The following is a 13823-nucleotide window of genomic DNA, read 5'->3' as shown; positions in this document are numbered from 1 at the left end:
TATCACTATGAAAGCGTTGTCAAAATTAAAGCCAGAAGAAGGTATTTGGATGACGGATGTGCCTACACCGGAACTGGGGCATAATGATGTGATGATTAAAATCCGTAAGACGGCAATTTGTGGAACGGATGTGCACATTTACAACTGGGATGATTGGTCTCAGAAGACTATTCCTGTGCCGATGGTAGTAGGGCATGAATACGTGGGAGAAGTGGTCGCAATTGGTCAGGAAGTCAAAGGATTCAAAATTGGCGATCGTGTATCTGGTGAAGGTCATATTACCTGTGGTTATTGCCGCAATTGTCGTGGTGGACGCACACATTTGTGCCGTAACACAACAGGAATTGGGGTAAACCGGGCTGGCTCATTTGCTGAGTATTTAGTTATTCCGGCATTCAATGCTTTTAAAATTCCAGACAATATTTCGGACGAACTGGCTGCGATTTTTGACCCATTTGGCAACGCTGTTCATACTGCACTCTCCTTTGATTTAGTTGGAGAAGATGTACTGGTATCGGGTGCCGGTCCTATCGGTATCATGGCTGCGGCTGTGTGTAAGCATGTCGGTGCACGTCATGTTGTGATCACCGATGTAAATGAATACCGTCTTGATTTAGCACGTAAAATTGGCGTTACTCGTGCTGTGAATGTCAGTAAGGAGAACCTGACGGATGTTATGTCAGAACTGGGCATGACTGAAGGCTTTGATATTGGTTTGGAGATGTCTGGTGCTCCGCCTGCATTCCGTACCTTATTGAACACGATGAATCATGGCGGGCGTATCGCTTTATTGGGTATACCTCCTTCAGATATGGCGATCGATTGGAGTCAGGTCATTTTTAAGGGACTGTTTATCAAAGGCATTTACGGACGTGAAATGTTTGAAACATGGTACAAAATGGCGACACTTATTCAGTCCGGTTTGGATTTAACTCCAATTATTACTCACCAATTCCCGATAGATGACTATCAGAAAGGCTTTGATATCATGCGCTCAGGGCAATCTGGTAAAGTTATTCTGAATTGGGATTAATTGAATTTCTGACAAAATTTTAAGCAAGCTGTTAAAATAGATTGCTAAAAATCAGGGCAGACGCTCATCTTTTTATGAGCGTCTGTTTTATTTTCCCGTATCTTATCTTTTTGTGGTCTCAAATGGCCCGTGCTATGCCGTTTCTCTTGTTTTGATGTGGAGTTCTGTAATTTTTCAAGCCCCTGATTTAAGACATCGACAATGACACTGGGAACCAATGTTTCCCCAACTATCCTGAAATAATCCAATTTGGATTCTAATACCGTTACCGATTTGATTTCAGCGGATTTCATGCATTTTTGTTTGGTGAGCGGGCTGATTTGTGAGTTGTTTTGTTTACTGGTTAGAGAATGATTGAGCAGCATACTGGGTGTTACCAGTTCAATATCATCTGGCAACGTTGCTAACCCTTGCTGTAATGCCCGAATAGTAGTTGGGTAAGGATGCCCGATGGCGATGGCAGAGCCTTGTTTGCGAGCCAGAGTAATAGCCCGGTTGAGTTGGTGCAGCACTTCTGCTTCTGTTTGTACATCGTCCAAGAAGATATTCCGGCGGAGTACTTGTACAGGTGTTCCCATTGAGGCTTTAGCGACCTGAGTATTACCGATAGTTACGCTGTCCAGAAAATAGAGACGATATTGAGATAATGCATTCATCACTTTTTTCATACCAGCGAGATTGGAGGTCATTGCGCTACCCATATGGTTGTTCACACCAATCGCATGAGGAACTTTTTTTATGGCATCGTGAATAATGTTTTCAACTTCCTTACTGCTCATGGCAGGATGCAGGGTATTTTTTTCTAATGGTTGTTTACTCATTGGTGCCATTGGCAGATGGATCAAGACCTCTCTACCTTGCTTATAGGCTTTTTGCGCCATTTCTCTGCCATATGGAGAATCAGGAAGTACTGCGATGGAAATTGCAGCAGGCATCTGCAATATCTTATTTTCATTGTAGACACGATAGCCAAAGTCATCAATGACAATGGCTAAGCGTGCGGCACGGGCATCCAGAGTAAATAACAAGAGAGTGATAAACAGCAGAACCCAAAACTTTGGTATCCGAAAGCGCAATATCCCAAATAATAGAGTGAATGAGTGAACGCACTTTATTAATAGATATTGCACAATTATGTCCTTCTCTTATTTTCCTAACCACGGTAATGGATTGACGGTACGCCCCTGACGGCGGATCTCAAAGTATAATGAAGGGTGCTGTTGCCCGCCGCTGCTACCAACCAGAGCTATCGGCTGACCTGCCCGGACTTGCTGGCCAACACTAACCAACAGGCTTTGGTTATAGCCATAAATACTCATATCTCCTTTACCGTGTTCAAGCACGACAACCAGACCATAGCCTTGTAACCAGTCTGCCAGTAATACCCGGCCATCTGAAATTGCTTTAACTTCCGTGCCTTCGGCTGCGGAGATAACCATGCCTTTCCAGCGTAACTCGCCTTGTATTGTTTCCCCAAAGCTGTGAATAACCCGCCCACGCACAGGCCAGATTGCTTGCCCGGCAGGGCGACCAAGCCCACCTGTTCGCGCCATAAGTGCGCGTTCATCTTCTGTAGGTTTATAGCTGGAGCCTTTTTGTTGAGCCTGTTTCTGCTTGGCTGCTATTTGCGCACGGACACGTGCAGCCTCACGCGCTTCACGCTCAGCGCGGGCTTTGGCTTCCCGTTCTGCTTTAGCAATTTTATTACGCAGACGAGTTTCGTTTTGCCGAAGCTCAGCCAGGCTTTGTTGATCTTTCTTCAATGAAGATTCAAGTACAGTCAGTGTTTTTTTCCGGGCAGAACGGGCAACTTCCATTTTTTGCTTTTGTTGCTTTTGGTTGCTGAGTACCGTTTGCTGTTCATTCAGTTTTTCTTGTTGCAGCTTTTTTTGTTGGTTAAGTTTGTCAGTTGTTTTTTGCAATTTAGTGATAGTTTCCTGACGAGCCTGATTCAGATAGCTGTAATAAGCCAGTATACGTTCTTTACGCTGTGTTTCTGGGCCATTAAACAATAATTCTAAACCCTGATGATTCCCTTGCCGGAATGCGGCATCTAATTGGCTGGCAAGTAGCTTACGCTGCTCTTTTTGCTGTATTTGCAGATGGTTAATACCTTTCGTCAATGACGAAATTTCATTTCCCAGTTTATTCAGGTGGACTTGTGTACTGTGGAGGGAACGCCCGACTTCTGAAATCGTCCCCTCTTGTTCCTTGAGTTGCTTGAGGAGCTCTGTATGTTGTTTTTGTTGTTGTTTGACGCTTTTCTCTTTCTCGGCAATATTCTGTTGAATATCTTTAAGTTGGTTTTTATTTTCTGAAATTTGATTGGCAAAGGCTCCCGTGCAGAAAAAAGCAAACAGTAGGGCACAGAACAGTAATACACTGTTTCTTGGTTGCCACTGTTTCTGCTGCTGGTGATGACAGCTTTTGGAATCCTTATTATCAGCCATTTGATTCAATACCTTGCCACGCTCTACTATATGTATAGTGCTTGATTTATAGCGCTTGCCTACATCCATCTGTCTGTCGCGCCCGATTATTTCATGTGAAATTGCCTCTGACCAGAGAATGGTCTATTTTTTTATCTTTTTGAACCACAATATAAATTTTAGTTAACTTAGCTCATTTATTATCGAAGATCCCGTATATGTCCAGTTTGACATGAAATATTTTAATGATGTATGACAATCAAGTGATTAATGAGGATTTTTTATTTTTTCTCGAAACTCTCCGCAAAATCTGCATTAGGTTGATGCTAATTGGCTGTAATTGACACAACACACAGGTATACTCTGTTACCTTAGATTTTTGTTATTAACTAATGGGAGTTGTTGCCCTCCATGCTGCAAGAAATCATGCAATTTATTAGTCGGAACACGATCCTGAGCCTTGTTTGGATTGCCCTGTTGGTGGCTGTCATTGTCCTGACAGTAAAAAGTGTATTCTCCAAGAGTAAAGATATCACTCGCGCACAGGTGATCCATTTAATCAATAAGGAAGATGCTATCGTCGTTGATTTACGCTCTCGTGACGATTTCCGCAGAGGGCATATCATTGGTTCTGTTAACCTGACACCCTCTGAGATTAAAGAGAATAATCTGGGTGAATTGGAAAAACATAAAAAGCAGCCTGTGATCATAGTCTCAGCGAATGGACTGGAATCTAAAACACCGGCAGAGAATCTGGTGAAGGCAGGCTTTGAACAAGTTTATACCCTGAAAGAGGGAATTGCCGGGTGGACGGGTGAAAACCTACCATTATCCCGAGGCAAGAAATAACGAATGCAGATGTAAGCAGTATATACCCAATACATTTCCAGATGCAGTGCGACGGCAAGGGAGTGAATCTCTGGGAGCATAGATAACGATGTGACTAGGCTGAATGAGCATAGCCAACAAAGCTGCAACTTGAAAGATGAAGGGTATACTTACATTATCAAGGTTTAATAAGGACGTATCAAAAGGTAAAAATTATTATGTCAGAACAAAACAACACCGAAATGGCTTTCCAGATCCAACGTGTATATACGAAAGACATTTCTTTCGAATCACCTAAGGCACCTCAAATTTTCCAACAAGAATGGCAGCCAGAGGTTAAATTAGATCTGGATACCGCTTCCAATGAATTAGTTCAGGGAGTCTATGAAGTTGTTCTGCGTGTCACTGTCACGGCGACACTAGGAGAAGAAACCGCATTCTTGTGCGAAGTTCAGCAGGCTGGTATTTTCTCTATTGATGGTATTGAAGGTACTCAACTGGCGCACTGCTTAGGTGCATATTGCCCGAACATTTTGTTCCCATATGCCCGTGAGTGCATCACTAACTTGGTGGGTCGTGGTACTTTCCCACAATTGAACCTGGCACCAGTTAATTTTGATGCTTTGTTCATGAATTACTTGCAACAGCAGTCTGATTCTCAGTCTGATGAGGCAATACAGGAAGCCTAATGAATACCGCTTCTATGACAGTAATCGGTGCCGGTTCATACGGCACCGCTTTAGCCATTACACTGGCCCGTAATGGACATGATGTTGTGCTTTGGGGCCATAACCCTGCACATGTCCATGCCTTGCAACAAGCCCGTTGTAATCAGGCATTTTTACCGGATGTTTCTTTCCCTGATAGCTTACAGCTTGAAACCGATCTAAAAAGTGCTGTTTCAGCCAGCCGTAATATTCTGATTGTGGTTCCTAGCCATGTTTTTGGCGATGTCTTACAGCAGATAAAACCGCATTTACAACCAGATTCTCGTATTGTTTGGGCCACTAAAGGTCTTGAAGCGGAAACAGGGCGTTTATTGCAGGAGGTGGCGCGTGAGATATTAGGTAATGAAATCCCATTGGCGGTAGTCTCTGGCCCGACATTTGCGAAAGAACTGGCAGCGGGTTTACCGACAGCGATTGCCGTATCAGCGACAACACCTGAATTTGGTGAAGAACTCCAGCAGCTTTTCCATTGTGGCAAAAGCTTCCGGGTATACAAAAATCCTGATTTTATTGGCGTGCAACTTGGGGGAGCGATCAAGAACGTTATTGCCATTGGTGCAGGGATCTCAGATGGCATGGGGTTCGGTGCTAATGCTCGCACTGCATTGATTACCCGTGGATTAGCGGAAATGAGCCGCCTTGGTGCAGCTTTGGGGGCTGACCCTTCCACATTTATGGGAATGGCCGGATTGGGTGATTTAGTGTTGACATGTACTGATAATCAATCCCGTAATCGTCGTTTTGGTATGATGTTAGGGCAAGGAGTCAATGTTGACGCTGCGCAGCGTGAGATTGGACAGGTTGTTGAAGGATATCGTAATACAAAAGAAGTCCGGGCATTAGCCAAGCGAGTTGGGGTTGAAATGCCTATCACAGAACAAATCTACCAGATATTGTATCGCAACAAAAATGTAATCGAAGCAGCTCAGGCATTATTGGGAAGAGCTACAAGGGATGAAGGAGAAAGTTCCCGCGCTTAATTAGATTAAAACCGCCATAAATATTTTTTCCGGCATATGTCCAATAGATTCCAAGATGAAAGGCATAGTTCTGGGATAAATCAGGTGCGAATCCATTCGCGATGGTGAAAAACAATCACATGAGAATGATTGATATGTCTCAAGAAGAACTGAATGAAGTTTGGAAAAATATAAAAAATGAGGCGAGAGCGCTGGCAGATTGTGAGCCTATGTTAGCCAGTTTTTTTCACGCGACATTACTTAAACATGAAAACCTTGGCAGTGCTTTGAGCTATATGCTCGCAAACAAATTGGCGACCCCGATTATGCCGGCGATTGCGGTCAGGGAAGTCGTTGAAGACGCTTACCGCAGTGAGCCAAAGATGATCGAATCGGCCGCTCGTGATATTAAAGCTGTCCGGTTACGGGACCCTGCTGTCGACAAATACTCCACTCCTCTGCTTTATCTGAAAGGTTTTCATGCGCTACAAGCGTATCGCATCGCACATTGGCTGTGGAAACAAGATCGCAAAGCATTAGCGATTTATATGCAAAACCAGATTTCTGTTTCTTTTGGCGTAGATATCCATCCTGCGGCGAAAATTGGCTGTGGCATCATGCTTGACCACGCAACAGGAATTGTCATCGGTGAAACCGCAGTAGTTGAGAATGATGTTTCTATTCTGCAATCCGTAACACTCGGTGGTACAGGTAAAGCGTGTGGAGATCGGCACCCGAAAGTGCGTGAAGGAGTAATGATTGGCGCGGGTTCAAAAATTCTCGGCAACATAGAAATTGGCCGTGGTGCAAAAATTGGGGCGGGTTCAGTCGTATTAAGACCCGTTCCGCCGCATACCACTGTGGCAGGAGTACCCGCACGGATTGTTGGTAAACCGGAAAGTGATAAGCCGTCTCTGGATATGAACCAGCATTTTAACGGAATGAATAATGGATTCGAGAATGGGGATGGGATTTAAGTTTTCTTCTCTATTCGTTAATAAAGAATTAAATACATTCAGCGCGGTTAGGCGCTGAATGCTTGTGTTTTAATCCCGCAACAGTGCACCCGGATAACCCAGTTGCCGCCACGCTTCAAACACGACCACCGATACAGAGTTAGAAAGATTCATGCTACGACTATCCGGTAGCATAGGAATTCTTATTTTCTGTTCAGGGGGCATGTTATCCAGCACATAAGATGGCAAGCCACGGGTTTCTGGGCCAAACATCAGATAATCCCCATCACGATAACTTACATTACTGTGCGCCGGAGTACCTTTTGTTGTTAGTGCAAATAGGCGTGCTCCAGAAGGGGATTGTGAATTGGTTGGACTAAGCCCTTCACTTTCCAAGAATGCATTGTAGTCGTGGTGTTGTTTGATATTGGCAAACTCATGGTAATCCAGCCCTGCACGACGCAGACGTTTGTCATCCCATGTGAAACCCAATGGTTGGATGAGATGAAGCTGACAACCTGTGTTGGCACACAGGCGGATAATATTACCCGTATTAGGCGGGATTTCTGGTTCGAATAGGACGATGTTTAGCATGTTTTGATACTTTCATTACAATAATATTAACTGCATGAAGAGAGTTCATAAAAATTGGATTAGAAATATAAAAACTGTTTACAATCACTAAAGCATTTTTATTCAAAGACTAATAAGCACCATCTCTTTTAAGTACTACATTAATTGTCTTAAATAAAATTGTAATATCATTCCAAAGCGCCCAGTTCTTTACATACCAGCTATCAAGATATACACGTGTTGCATAATCCACATCATTACGTCCACTTACTTGCCAGAGACCTGTCATTCCAGGTTTTGCCATGAGGTAATACGATTTGTCATCTCCATAACGCTCAAGTTCTTCTTGAACTATGGGTCTTGGACCAACAAGACTCATTTCTCCTTTAAACACATTTATCAACTGTGGAAGTTCATCAAGACTAGTTTTACGTAAAAAATGGCCGATAGGCGTGATTCTTGGATCATTTTTGAGTTTGAAATCTTTCTGCCATTCAGCTAAAGCATTTTGATCTGTTTTAAGTAAATTTTCCAAAACTTCCGCTGAGTTGCTAATCATGGAGCGAAATTTCAGACATTTGAATCGGTGTTCTCCTTGCCCTATGCGTTCATGCCCATAAAAAGGAGATGCTCCATCACGGGAGACTTTCCAACCGATGAAAAGAAATAGAGGAGAAAGAAGAATCAGTAGGAGAGAAGAAACGACAATATCAAATGTACGCTTAAGAATTATGGATGAACGCTTAGCTAGATTATTTTTAACTCTAAGCATTAAAAGTTCATGACTAAAGAAGTGGGACATATTTGTGCTATAGAGAGGAACACCACGTAATGTTGGGACTATCGATATATTTCGAACTCCATGAGCGGAGAGATAGCGCAACCATTCATCTTGCAATTCGTGTTGTTCATATTCAAGAGCGATAAAGATTTTATGCTGATGATATTTTTCCAGTAACTGCTCTGGAGTGATATGGAATAGAGGAAGTGTACTGACTGGACTGGTAGAACAATTATCGTTTGGAGCTACAAAACCAATGACTCCAAATCCAAGTAATTGTTCGCTGCATATAGCTAAGTAAGCGTCGCGAGCATTATTTCCGTTGCCAATGATGATGGTAGGCATACTCCAATATTTTAGTTTAATTAATAACTTCTTTGTCAACCATCGAAATAATGGCAGGGTAAATATGGTAATCAGCCAAAACATTGCCCATTGATGGCGAGAAAAATTCCACTTAGAGATAGCAACTATAGCCAAATCAGCTATAGCCAGCCCGATTAGCATTAGGAGTGTTTCTTTCAGTTCATTCCAGAATGGCTTGCGGTAAGTGTAATGTCGTAAATGTCCCCAGGACCAAAAACATGTGATTAAGACAATAATCAGAAAACTCCAAGCTCTGGCTATATCTGATCCACTTTTGAAAACTAGAGAAAATAGAACATCTGTGCGAGTACTTTCAATCCACCATGAAAAAATAAAAGCTCCTGCCATAGCCAATAAATCGCTTGCTATCAGAGAGAAGCGATTAACAGATGCTGAATAGTTTCTATATTCAAGATGTTCTTCTTTTGAATGATGGAACATTTCCGTTAATGCCATAATATTTACCTAAATTTAAAAGGGTGTTCGGTAGGGCACTGAAGTGATTTCTCTACCGAAGTTGTTATTATTTTTGCGTTGCAAGTGTATCTAAGCAAGTTTTAACAATTTCTTTTGCTTTGTTTATATCATCAGCCTCAACATAGCAACGTAGCTCAGGTGCATTACCGGATGGTCGCAGATGGACAATGGTGTTGTTACTAAGAGTCATCCTTAAACCATCAGTGAGATTAATATGAATAATTTGATGGTTACCTAACCCTAATAAAGTCAATAGCTGTTTCGGATCCTTAATCCCCTTATTTAAAAGTGCCTTACTTAATGTCGTTGGAAATTCTTTAAGTCTGTCAGAATGGGTATAACGTGAAGGTAGTGCATTTACTAGTGAAGAAATTCCTTTATCTTTACTTGAAATCAATACGATAAGTGCGGGTAAAAGCGCATCACGAGTGGGTAAAGCGGTCAATTTACTGCCTTCTACATCAATATCACTACCGAGTAAGAAGCCACCATTAGCCTCAAAACCAGCAATACGTTTAAATTGATGTGAAAGGTGGGCAAATTCGGCAATAACATAGGGGGAGCCGATTTTAGTTGAGACAACATCAATGAAGCGACCACAACTCTGTACTACGCTGTTGCAGCTCACAGGAACAGCCAGGGCTTCAATATCTAATGCATCAGCACATAGTAATCCAAGTATGTCACCCCTCAGCCATTCTCCGTGTTCATCTGCCAGTAGTGGGCGATCTCCATCACCGTCGGTAGAGAAGATAGCGTCCAGATCAAATTCTTCTGACCAGTTTTTAGCTTTGAGCCTATCTTCTTCTGCTACAGCTTCTGTATCAATAGGAACAAATTCATCGGTACGTTCAAGTGAAATAACTTCTGCTCCTAGTGATTTGAAGAGAGGAGCATAAAGATCACGCCCAGCACTGGAGTGTTCATAAATACCTATACGTTTCCCTGTCAGCCGATTTGCGGAAAACAGAGAATGATAGCGATTTATATAGGCTTCTGCTGCATCTGGTAAGACGGACAGAGTTGTCATTTCAGTAAGTGGTTCAAAAATAACCTCGGCTAATAGGATAGCCATTTCATCGTCCTTAGAAATTTCTCCATCAGGCCGATAAAACTTGAGTCCATTACGGTCAAAAGGAATATGGCTACCAGTAACCATGATGCACGGCATTCCATCTTGCATTGCTTTATAGGCAAGTGCAGGTGTAGGGACCACACCATAATAAATGGGCTCAACGCCAGCTTGTCGGAGGGCAGTTGCACAAGCTACCGCTATGTCAGGACTGCTCGGACGATTATCGATCGCTAGTGCAATCTGAGAAGTTGCGTATCGCTTTTGCATTACGGATATAAAAGCATGAATAAAAGCCGCACATACATCTGGGATGAAATCAACAACCAGGCCACGGGCTCCGCTAGTACCAAACGCGATACCACTACCAGAAATAACTTCTCGACTATTTAGCTTCTTATTATTCATTTTCTTCTATTTCTACTCTGCCATAACGATCACTGAGACGAACGATATCATCTCCTCCAAGGTAATCGCCTGATTGGATTTCTATTACTTCCAGCGGAACCTTACCAGGATTTTCCAGTGTATGGACAACACCTACTGGTATATAGGTAGATTCATTCTCAGTAACCAAATAGGAGTTATTTCCTTGAGTCACCCGCGCTGTTCCTGCCACAACAATCCAATGTTCGGCACGGTGGTGATGCATTTGGGTAGATAAGCTTTCACTTGGTCTTACGGTAATTCGCTTAACTTGATATCGTTTCCCTTTATCTATGGAATCGTATTTTCCCCAAGGGCGATAAATCTCCCGATGCAAACGATGTTCTGAACGACCAGATTGTTTCAGATTTTCGACAATCTTTTTGACATCTTGAACCTGAGTTTGATCTACAACCAACACAGCATCTTTGGTCTGAACTACAACCAGATTTTTTACACCAACGAGACTGACAAGGCTGTTTTCAGAATAGACATAATTACCGTTGCTGTTGTACTGTAGGACATCACCCTTAAATACATTACCATCTTCGTCTTTTTCTGATATATCCCACAAAGAAGACCATGAACCGACATCAGACCAGCCAGCCGATAAAGGAACGACAACGGCATCCGTTGTGTTTTCCATCACCGCATAATCAATTGATTCACTTGGACAGGCAAGAAATGCTGACTTATCTACCCGGACAAAATCGAGATCGGGATTAACAGTTCCTACAGCAGTAACACAAGCTGAATAAATATCGGGTCGGAACGTTTTAAGTTCTTGCAGAAAGCAACTGGCGCGAAACAGAAACATGCCACTGTTCCAGTAATATTCACCACTTTGTAAATACTGTTCTGCGGTAACGGTATCTGGTTTTTCAACAAATTGTGCTACTGTAAAGGCACCTTCCTGCTCGGCTCCACGTTGAATATAGCCATATCCAGTTTCTGCATGAGTAGGAACTATACCGAAAGTAACAAGTTTTCCTGCAGTTGCATGGGGAATTGCTTGCTGTACTACCTGTGTAAAGGTTTTTTCATCTCGAATTACGTGATCTGCTGCCAGAACTAATAACAGAGGGTCTTCATCTTTGTCTACGGTTTGAAGAGCGGTAAGTGCTGCTAAGGCAATTGCTGGCGCCGTATTACGCCCGATTGGTTCGAGAATGATGTTGTGTGCTAGCTTGTCCAGTTGACGCAACTGTTCAGCTACAAGGAAACGATGATCCTCGTTGCAAATCACTAAAGGAGATTCTGTTGATAGTTCACTTAAACGCAGCACTGTTGTTTGCAGCATGGTGAACTCACCATCAAGTTTAAGAAATTGTTTTGGATATAACTCACGGGAAAGGGGCCATAACCGACTGCCTGAACCACCAGCCATGATGACGGGCAATAACATTTATTAGATCCTATGAAAAAGTAGGACTTTATATAATTATGAGCATGACGAAATATTACAAGCTCAACAATTTAAGTTAGAAGTGATCTATGGTCTACTTGTTTATTAAACAGGTAGACTGGGTTGAATAGTGTCTTGAATTTTTTATCTTAGCAATATTTTTAGCTGCCCCATAATAAATTCTCTCACAAAATATTTTTTAACATTAAATTATTTCAAAGTGATAAAGTTTTGGTTTTTATATTGCGAAAAATAACTTTTTTCTAAAAAATCATTTAATCTATTCACCAAATTTTTAACTGATTGACGGTACTTCATGTTAGTTTGACCGCCAAAATTTCTCCCGTATTCATTGATAAGCAAATGAGGTTTAGAGTCATGAAATTAACCTGTTCTGATTTTTTCTTAATGTGACGAGCCATTGAAGACTGTAGTTGCTCATATTAATAGGGAGGGCATAGTTATTAATTTTGTTCAAAGGAAAGGGGATGATAATTAAGCTGCCGCAATCCACTTTCAATTAACTATATACCAATCTAACTTGAAGATGCCGGTTTCAAAATCTGGAAATTATCATTCAATCGACAAGCGAGTCCACCCGCTTTTTCCCGGAGTGTGACACGAAAAAAGGAGTGAATTGCCTCGCGAAACACTTTCGGTGTGGCGAAGTAGACATTGTTACGCACCTGCTCGTTCATATATTTCCATAATCGCTCTATGGGATTGAGATTAGGACTGTAAGGTGGCAAGTAATGCAACTCAATGTTGAGGATCTCGGCGATATCTTTCACCAAATCGGTACGGTGATAACCCGCCCCATCCAAGATGAGATGAATTTTCTGCGAAAGCGGATAGGTTTCTCGAATGGCACCGAAAAAATACGCCACATTTTCCGCGTTAATGCTCGGATATTCACGAATAATAGTCTCTTCAATACACTGTAAATTAAGGGCGCCCATGATGTTGAGTCGGGTACGGCTGCCTGTAGTTTCAATCATTTTGACGTGCTTTACCCCTGATTTTATCCAGCCATAGCTTAATTTTGTAGACTGTGAGGGATGCACAGCATCAATAAACAGAATCGGCTCATTCTGACCGAATTCGTCTTTCAGGGCGTGGTAGGCCTCAATAAATTGTTGCTGTTTATCCGCATCAAATTTATGAGGAACCCCTTTCGGCTTCTTGTAACTGAACCCTTGACGGTGAAGCCATTTGGTCATCCCGGCCACGGTGAACGAAACCTGCCAGCGTGCCTGGACATAGGCCACAATGTGTGCGGTAGTATGCATCAGATTCACCGTCAAATAATCCACCAGTTCAGCGGTTTGCCGGGCAGACAGATGGCTTTCAGAACCGCCATTTTCAGGGGCGAGTTTTTCCTGACTGAAATAATCTTTCAGATGACGACTGACAGTGCTTTCATGAATACGTAAGGCCTGAGCAATCATCTGAGCAGTCCAGCCCTCGGAAGCCAAAAGAACCGCTTTGATGCGGTCGCGAACGCGTCCATCACGCGTTGTATCATGCATCAGTTCGAGGGCGTGTTTTTGGTCTGGTGTCAGATGAATTTTCATGGTTGCAAGCATGATCTGATTCGGATAAGAAATCAAGCATCTTCAATGATGATTGGTATAGATACAAAGAATAAATGGATTTTGTTAACATCTCCGAAACAGTAAAATTTTTCTAAAATAGTTATGGCCTGAGAACTACTATTATTTTGTATTCTTTGATAAAAAATTCTATAGTGCCTCAGGCTCCTTTATTAAACGAATCTCAGCTTACATTAC

General features: G+C 42.3%; 12 protein-coding genes. 5 read left to right on the top strand and 7 right to left on the bottom strand.

All coding sequences use genetic code 11. From position 1 onward, the window contains the following. Positions 1-7: 7 nt before the first annotated feature. A complete protein-coding gene (gene tdh, locus AAC852_RS03980) occupies positions 8-1033 on the top strand; it encodes an L-threonine 3-dehydrogenase (RefSeq protein ID WP_187650013.1) in 1026 nt (341 codons plus the stop codon). A 44-nt stretch (positions 1034-1077) separates the two neighbouring features. Here tdh and AAC852_RS03975 read toward each other — a convergent pair whose 3' ends face one another. Both AAC852_RS03975 and envC read right to left on the bottom strand, forming a co-directional pair. Further along, entirely contained in the window at positions 1078-2166 is a 1089-nt protein-coding gene (locus AAC852_RS03975) for a divergent polysaccharide deacetylase family protein (protein WP_340620230.1), read from the bottom strand. 12 nt (positions 2167-2178) lie between these two features. Beyond that, complete coding sequence (gene envC, locus AAC852_RS03970; RefSeq protein ID WP_340619914.1) at positions 2179-3483, bottom strand: murein hydrolase activator EnvC; 1305 nt, start codon at positions 3481-3483, stop codon at positions 2179-2181. A gap of 390 nt (positions 3484-3873) precedes the next feature. Between envC and AAC852_RS03965 the strand changes: the two genes are divergently transcribed. From AAC852_RS03965 to cysE, 4 genes are all read left to right on the top strand, one after another. Continuing rightward, positions 3874-4311 carry a rhodanese-like domain-containing protein gene (locus AAC852_RS03965; RefSeq protein WP_047682729.1) on the top strand — a complete coding sequence of 146 codons (438 nt, stop codon included), beginning with the start codon at positions 3874-3876 and terminating at the stop codon, positions 4309-4311. A gap of 197 nt (positions 4312-4508) precedes the next feature. Beyond that, positions 4509-4979: a protein-export chaperone SecB gene (gene secB, locus AAC852_RS03960; protein ID WP_187650011.1), complete on the top strand. Its 471-nt coding sequence runs from the start codon at positions 4509-4511 to the stop codon at positions 4977-4979. Next, complete coding sequence (gpsA, locus tag AAC852_RS03955; RefSeq protein WP_340619913.1) at positions 4979-5998, top strand: NAD(P)H-dependent glycerol-3-phosphate dehydrogenase; 1020 nt, start codon at positions 4979-4981, stop codon at positions 5996-5998. The genes secB and gpsA overlap by 1 nt, the downstream gene beginning before the upstream one ends. Positions 5999-6132: 134 nt before the next feature. After that, positions 6133-6954: a serine O-acetyltransferase gene (cysE, locus tag AAC852_RS03950; RefSeq protein WP_047682812.1), complete on the top strand. Its 822-nt coding sequence runs from the start codon at positions 6133-6135 to the stop codon at positions 6952-6954. A 69-nt stretch (positions 6955-7023) separates the two neighbouring features. On the opposite strand, the gene trmL is transcribed toward cysE, so the two are convergent. The 5 genes from trmL to AAC852_RS03925 all read right to left on the bottom strand — a co-directional run bounded on the left by trmL (position 7024) and on the right by AAC852_RS03925 (position 13607). Continuing rightward, entirely contained in the window at positions 7024-7527 is a 504-nt protein-coding gene (trmL, locus tag AAC852_RS03945; protein WP_187650007.1) for a tRNA (uridine(34)/cytosine(34)/5-carboxymethylaminomethyluridine(34)-2'-O)-methyltransferase TrmL, read from the bottom strand. A gap of 109 nt (positions 7528-7636) precedes the next feature. Continuing rightward, positions 7637-9109, bottom strand: a complete 1473-nt coding sequence (gene wbaP, locus AAC852_RS03940) for an undecaprenyl-phosphate galactose phosphotransferase WbaP (protein ID WP_340619912.1) — start codon at positions 9107-9109, stop codon at positions 7637-7639. Between the two features lie 67 nt (positions 9110-9176). After that, positions 9177-10610, bottom strand: a complete 1434-nt coding sequence (locus AAC852_RS03935) for a phosphomannomutase (protein ID WP_340619911.1) — start codon at positions 10608-10610, stop codon at positions 9177-9179. Further along, entirely contained in the window at positions 10603-12033 is a 1431-nt protein-coding gene (locus tag AAC852_RS03930; RefSeq protein ID WP_340619910.1) for a mannose-1-phosphate guanylyltransferase/mannose-6-phosphate isomerase, read from the bottom strand. The genes AAC852_RS03935 and AAC852_RS03930 overlap by 8 nt, the downstream gene beginning before the upstream one ends. Before the next feature lie 536 nt (positions 12034-12569). Beyond that, positions 12570-13607: an IS630 family transposase gene (locus tag AAC852_RS03925; protein WP_340619667.1), complete on the bottom strand. Its 1038-nt coding sequence runs from the start codon at positions 13605-13607 to the stop codon at positions 12570-12572. Positions 13608-13823 lie beyond the last annotated feature (216 nt).

Source organism: Xenorhabdus siamensis, from assembly GCF_037996745.1.
GTDB classification, from domain to species: domain Bacteria; phylum Pseudomonadota; class Gammaproteobacteria; order Enterobacterales; family Enterobacteriaceae; genus Xenorhabdus; species Xenorhabdus indica.
This window is presented reverse-complemented; position numbering and strand designations above follow the sequence as displayed.

Coding starts and splice junctions, on each gene's coding strand:
- envC (WP_340619914.1), bottom strand. CDS start 3,483: ATGGCTGATAATAAGGATTCCAAAAGCTGTCATCACCAGCAGCAGAAA.
- cysE (WP_047682812.1), top strand. CDS start 6,133: ATGTCTCAAGAAGAACTGAATGAAGTTTGGAAAAATATAAAAAATGAG.
- AAC852_RS03925 (WP_340619667.1), bottom strand. CDS start 13,607: ATGAAAATTCATCTGACACCAGACCAAAAACACGCCCTCGAACTGATG.
- trmL (WP_187650007.1), bottom strand. CDS start 7,527: ATGCTAAACATCGTCCTATTCGAACCAGAAATCCCGCCTAATACGGGT.
- wbaP (WP_340619912.1), bottom strand. CDS start 9,109: ATGGCATTAACGGAAATGTTCCATCATTCAAAAGAAGAACATCTTGAA.
- gpsA (WP_340619913.1), top strand. CDS start 4,979: ATGAATACCGCTTCTATGACAGTAATCGGTGCCGGTTCATACGGCACC.
- secB (WP_187650011.1), top strand. CDS start 4,509: ATGTCAGAACAAAACAACACCGAAATGGCTTTCCAGATCCAACGTGTA.
- AAC852_RS03930 (WP_340619910.1), bottom strand. CDS start 12,033: ATGTTATTGCCCGTCATCATGGCTGGTGGTTCAGGCAGTCGGTTATGG.
- AAC852_RS03935 (WP_340619911.1), bottom strand. CDS start 10,610: ATGAATAATAAGAAGCTAAATAGTCGAGAAGTTATTTCTGGTAGTGGT.
- AAC852_RS03965 (WP_047682729.1), top strand. CDS start 3,874: ATGCTGCAAGAAATCATGCAATTTATTAGTCGGAACACGATCCTGAGC.
- tdh (WP_187650013.1), top strand. CDS start 8: ATGAAAGCGTTGTCAAAATTAAAGCCAGAAGAAGGTATTTGGATGACG.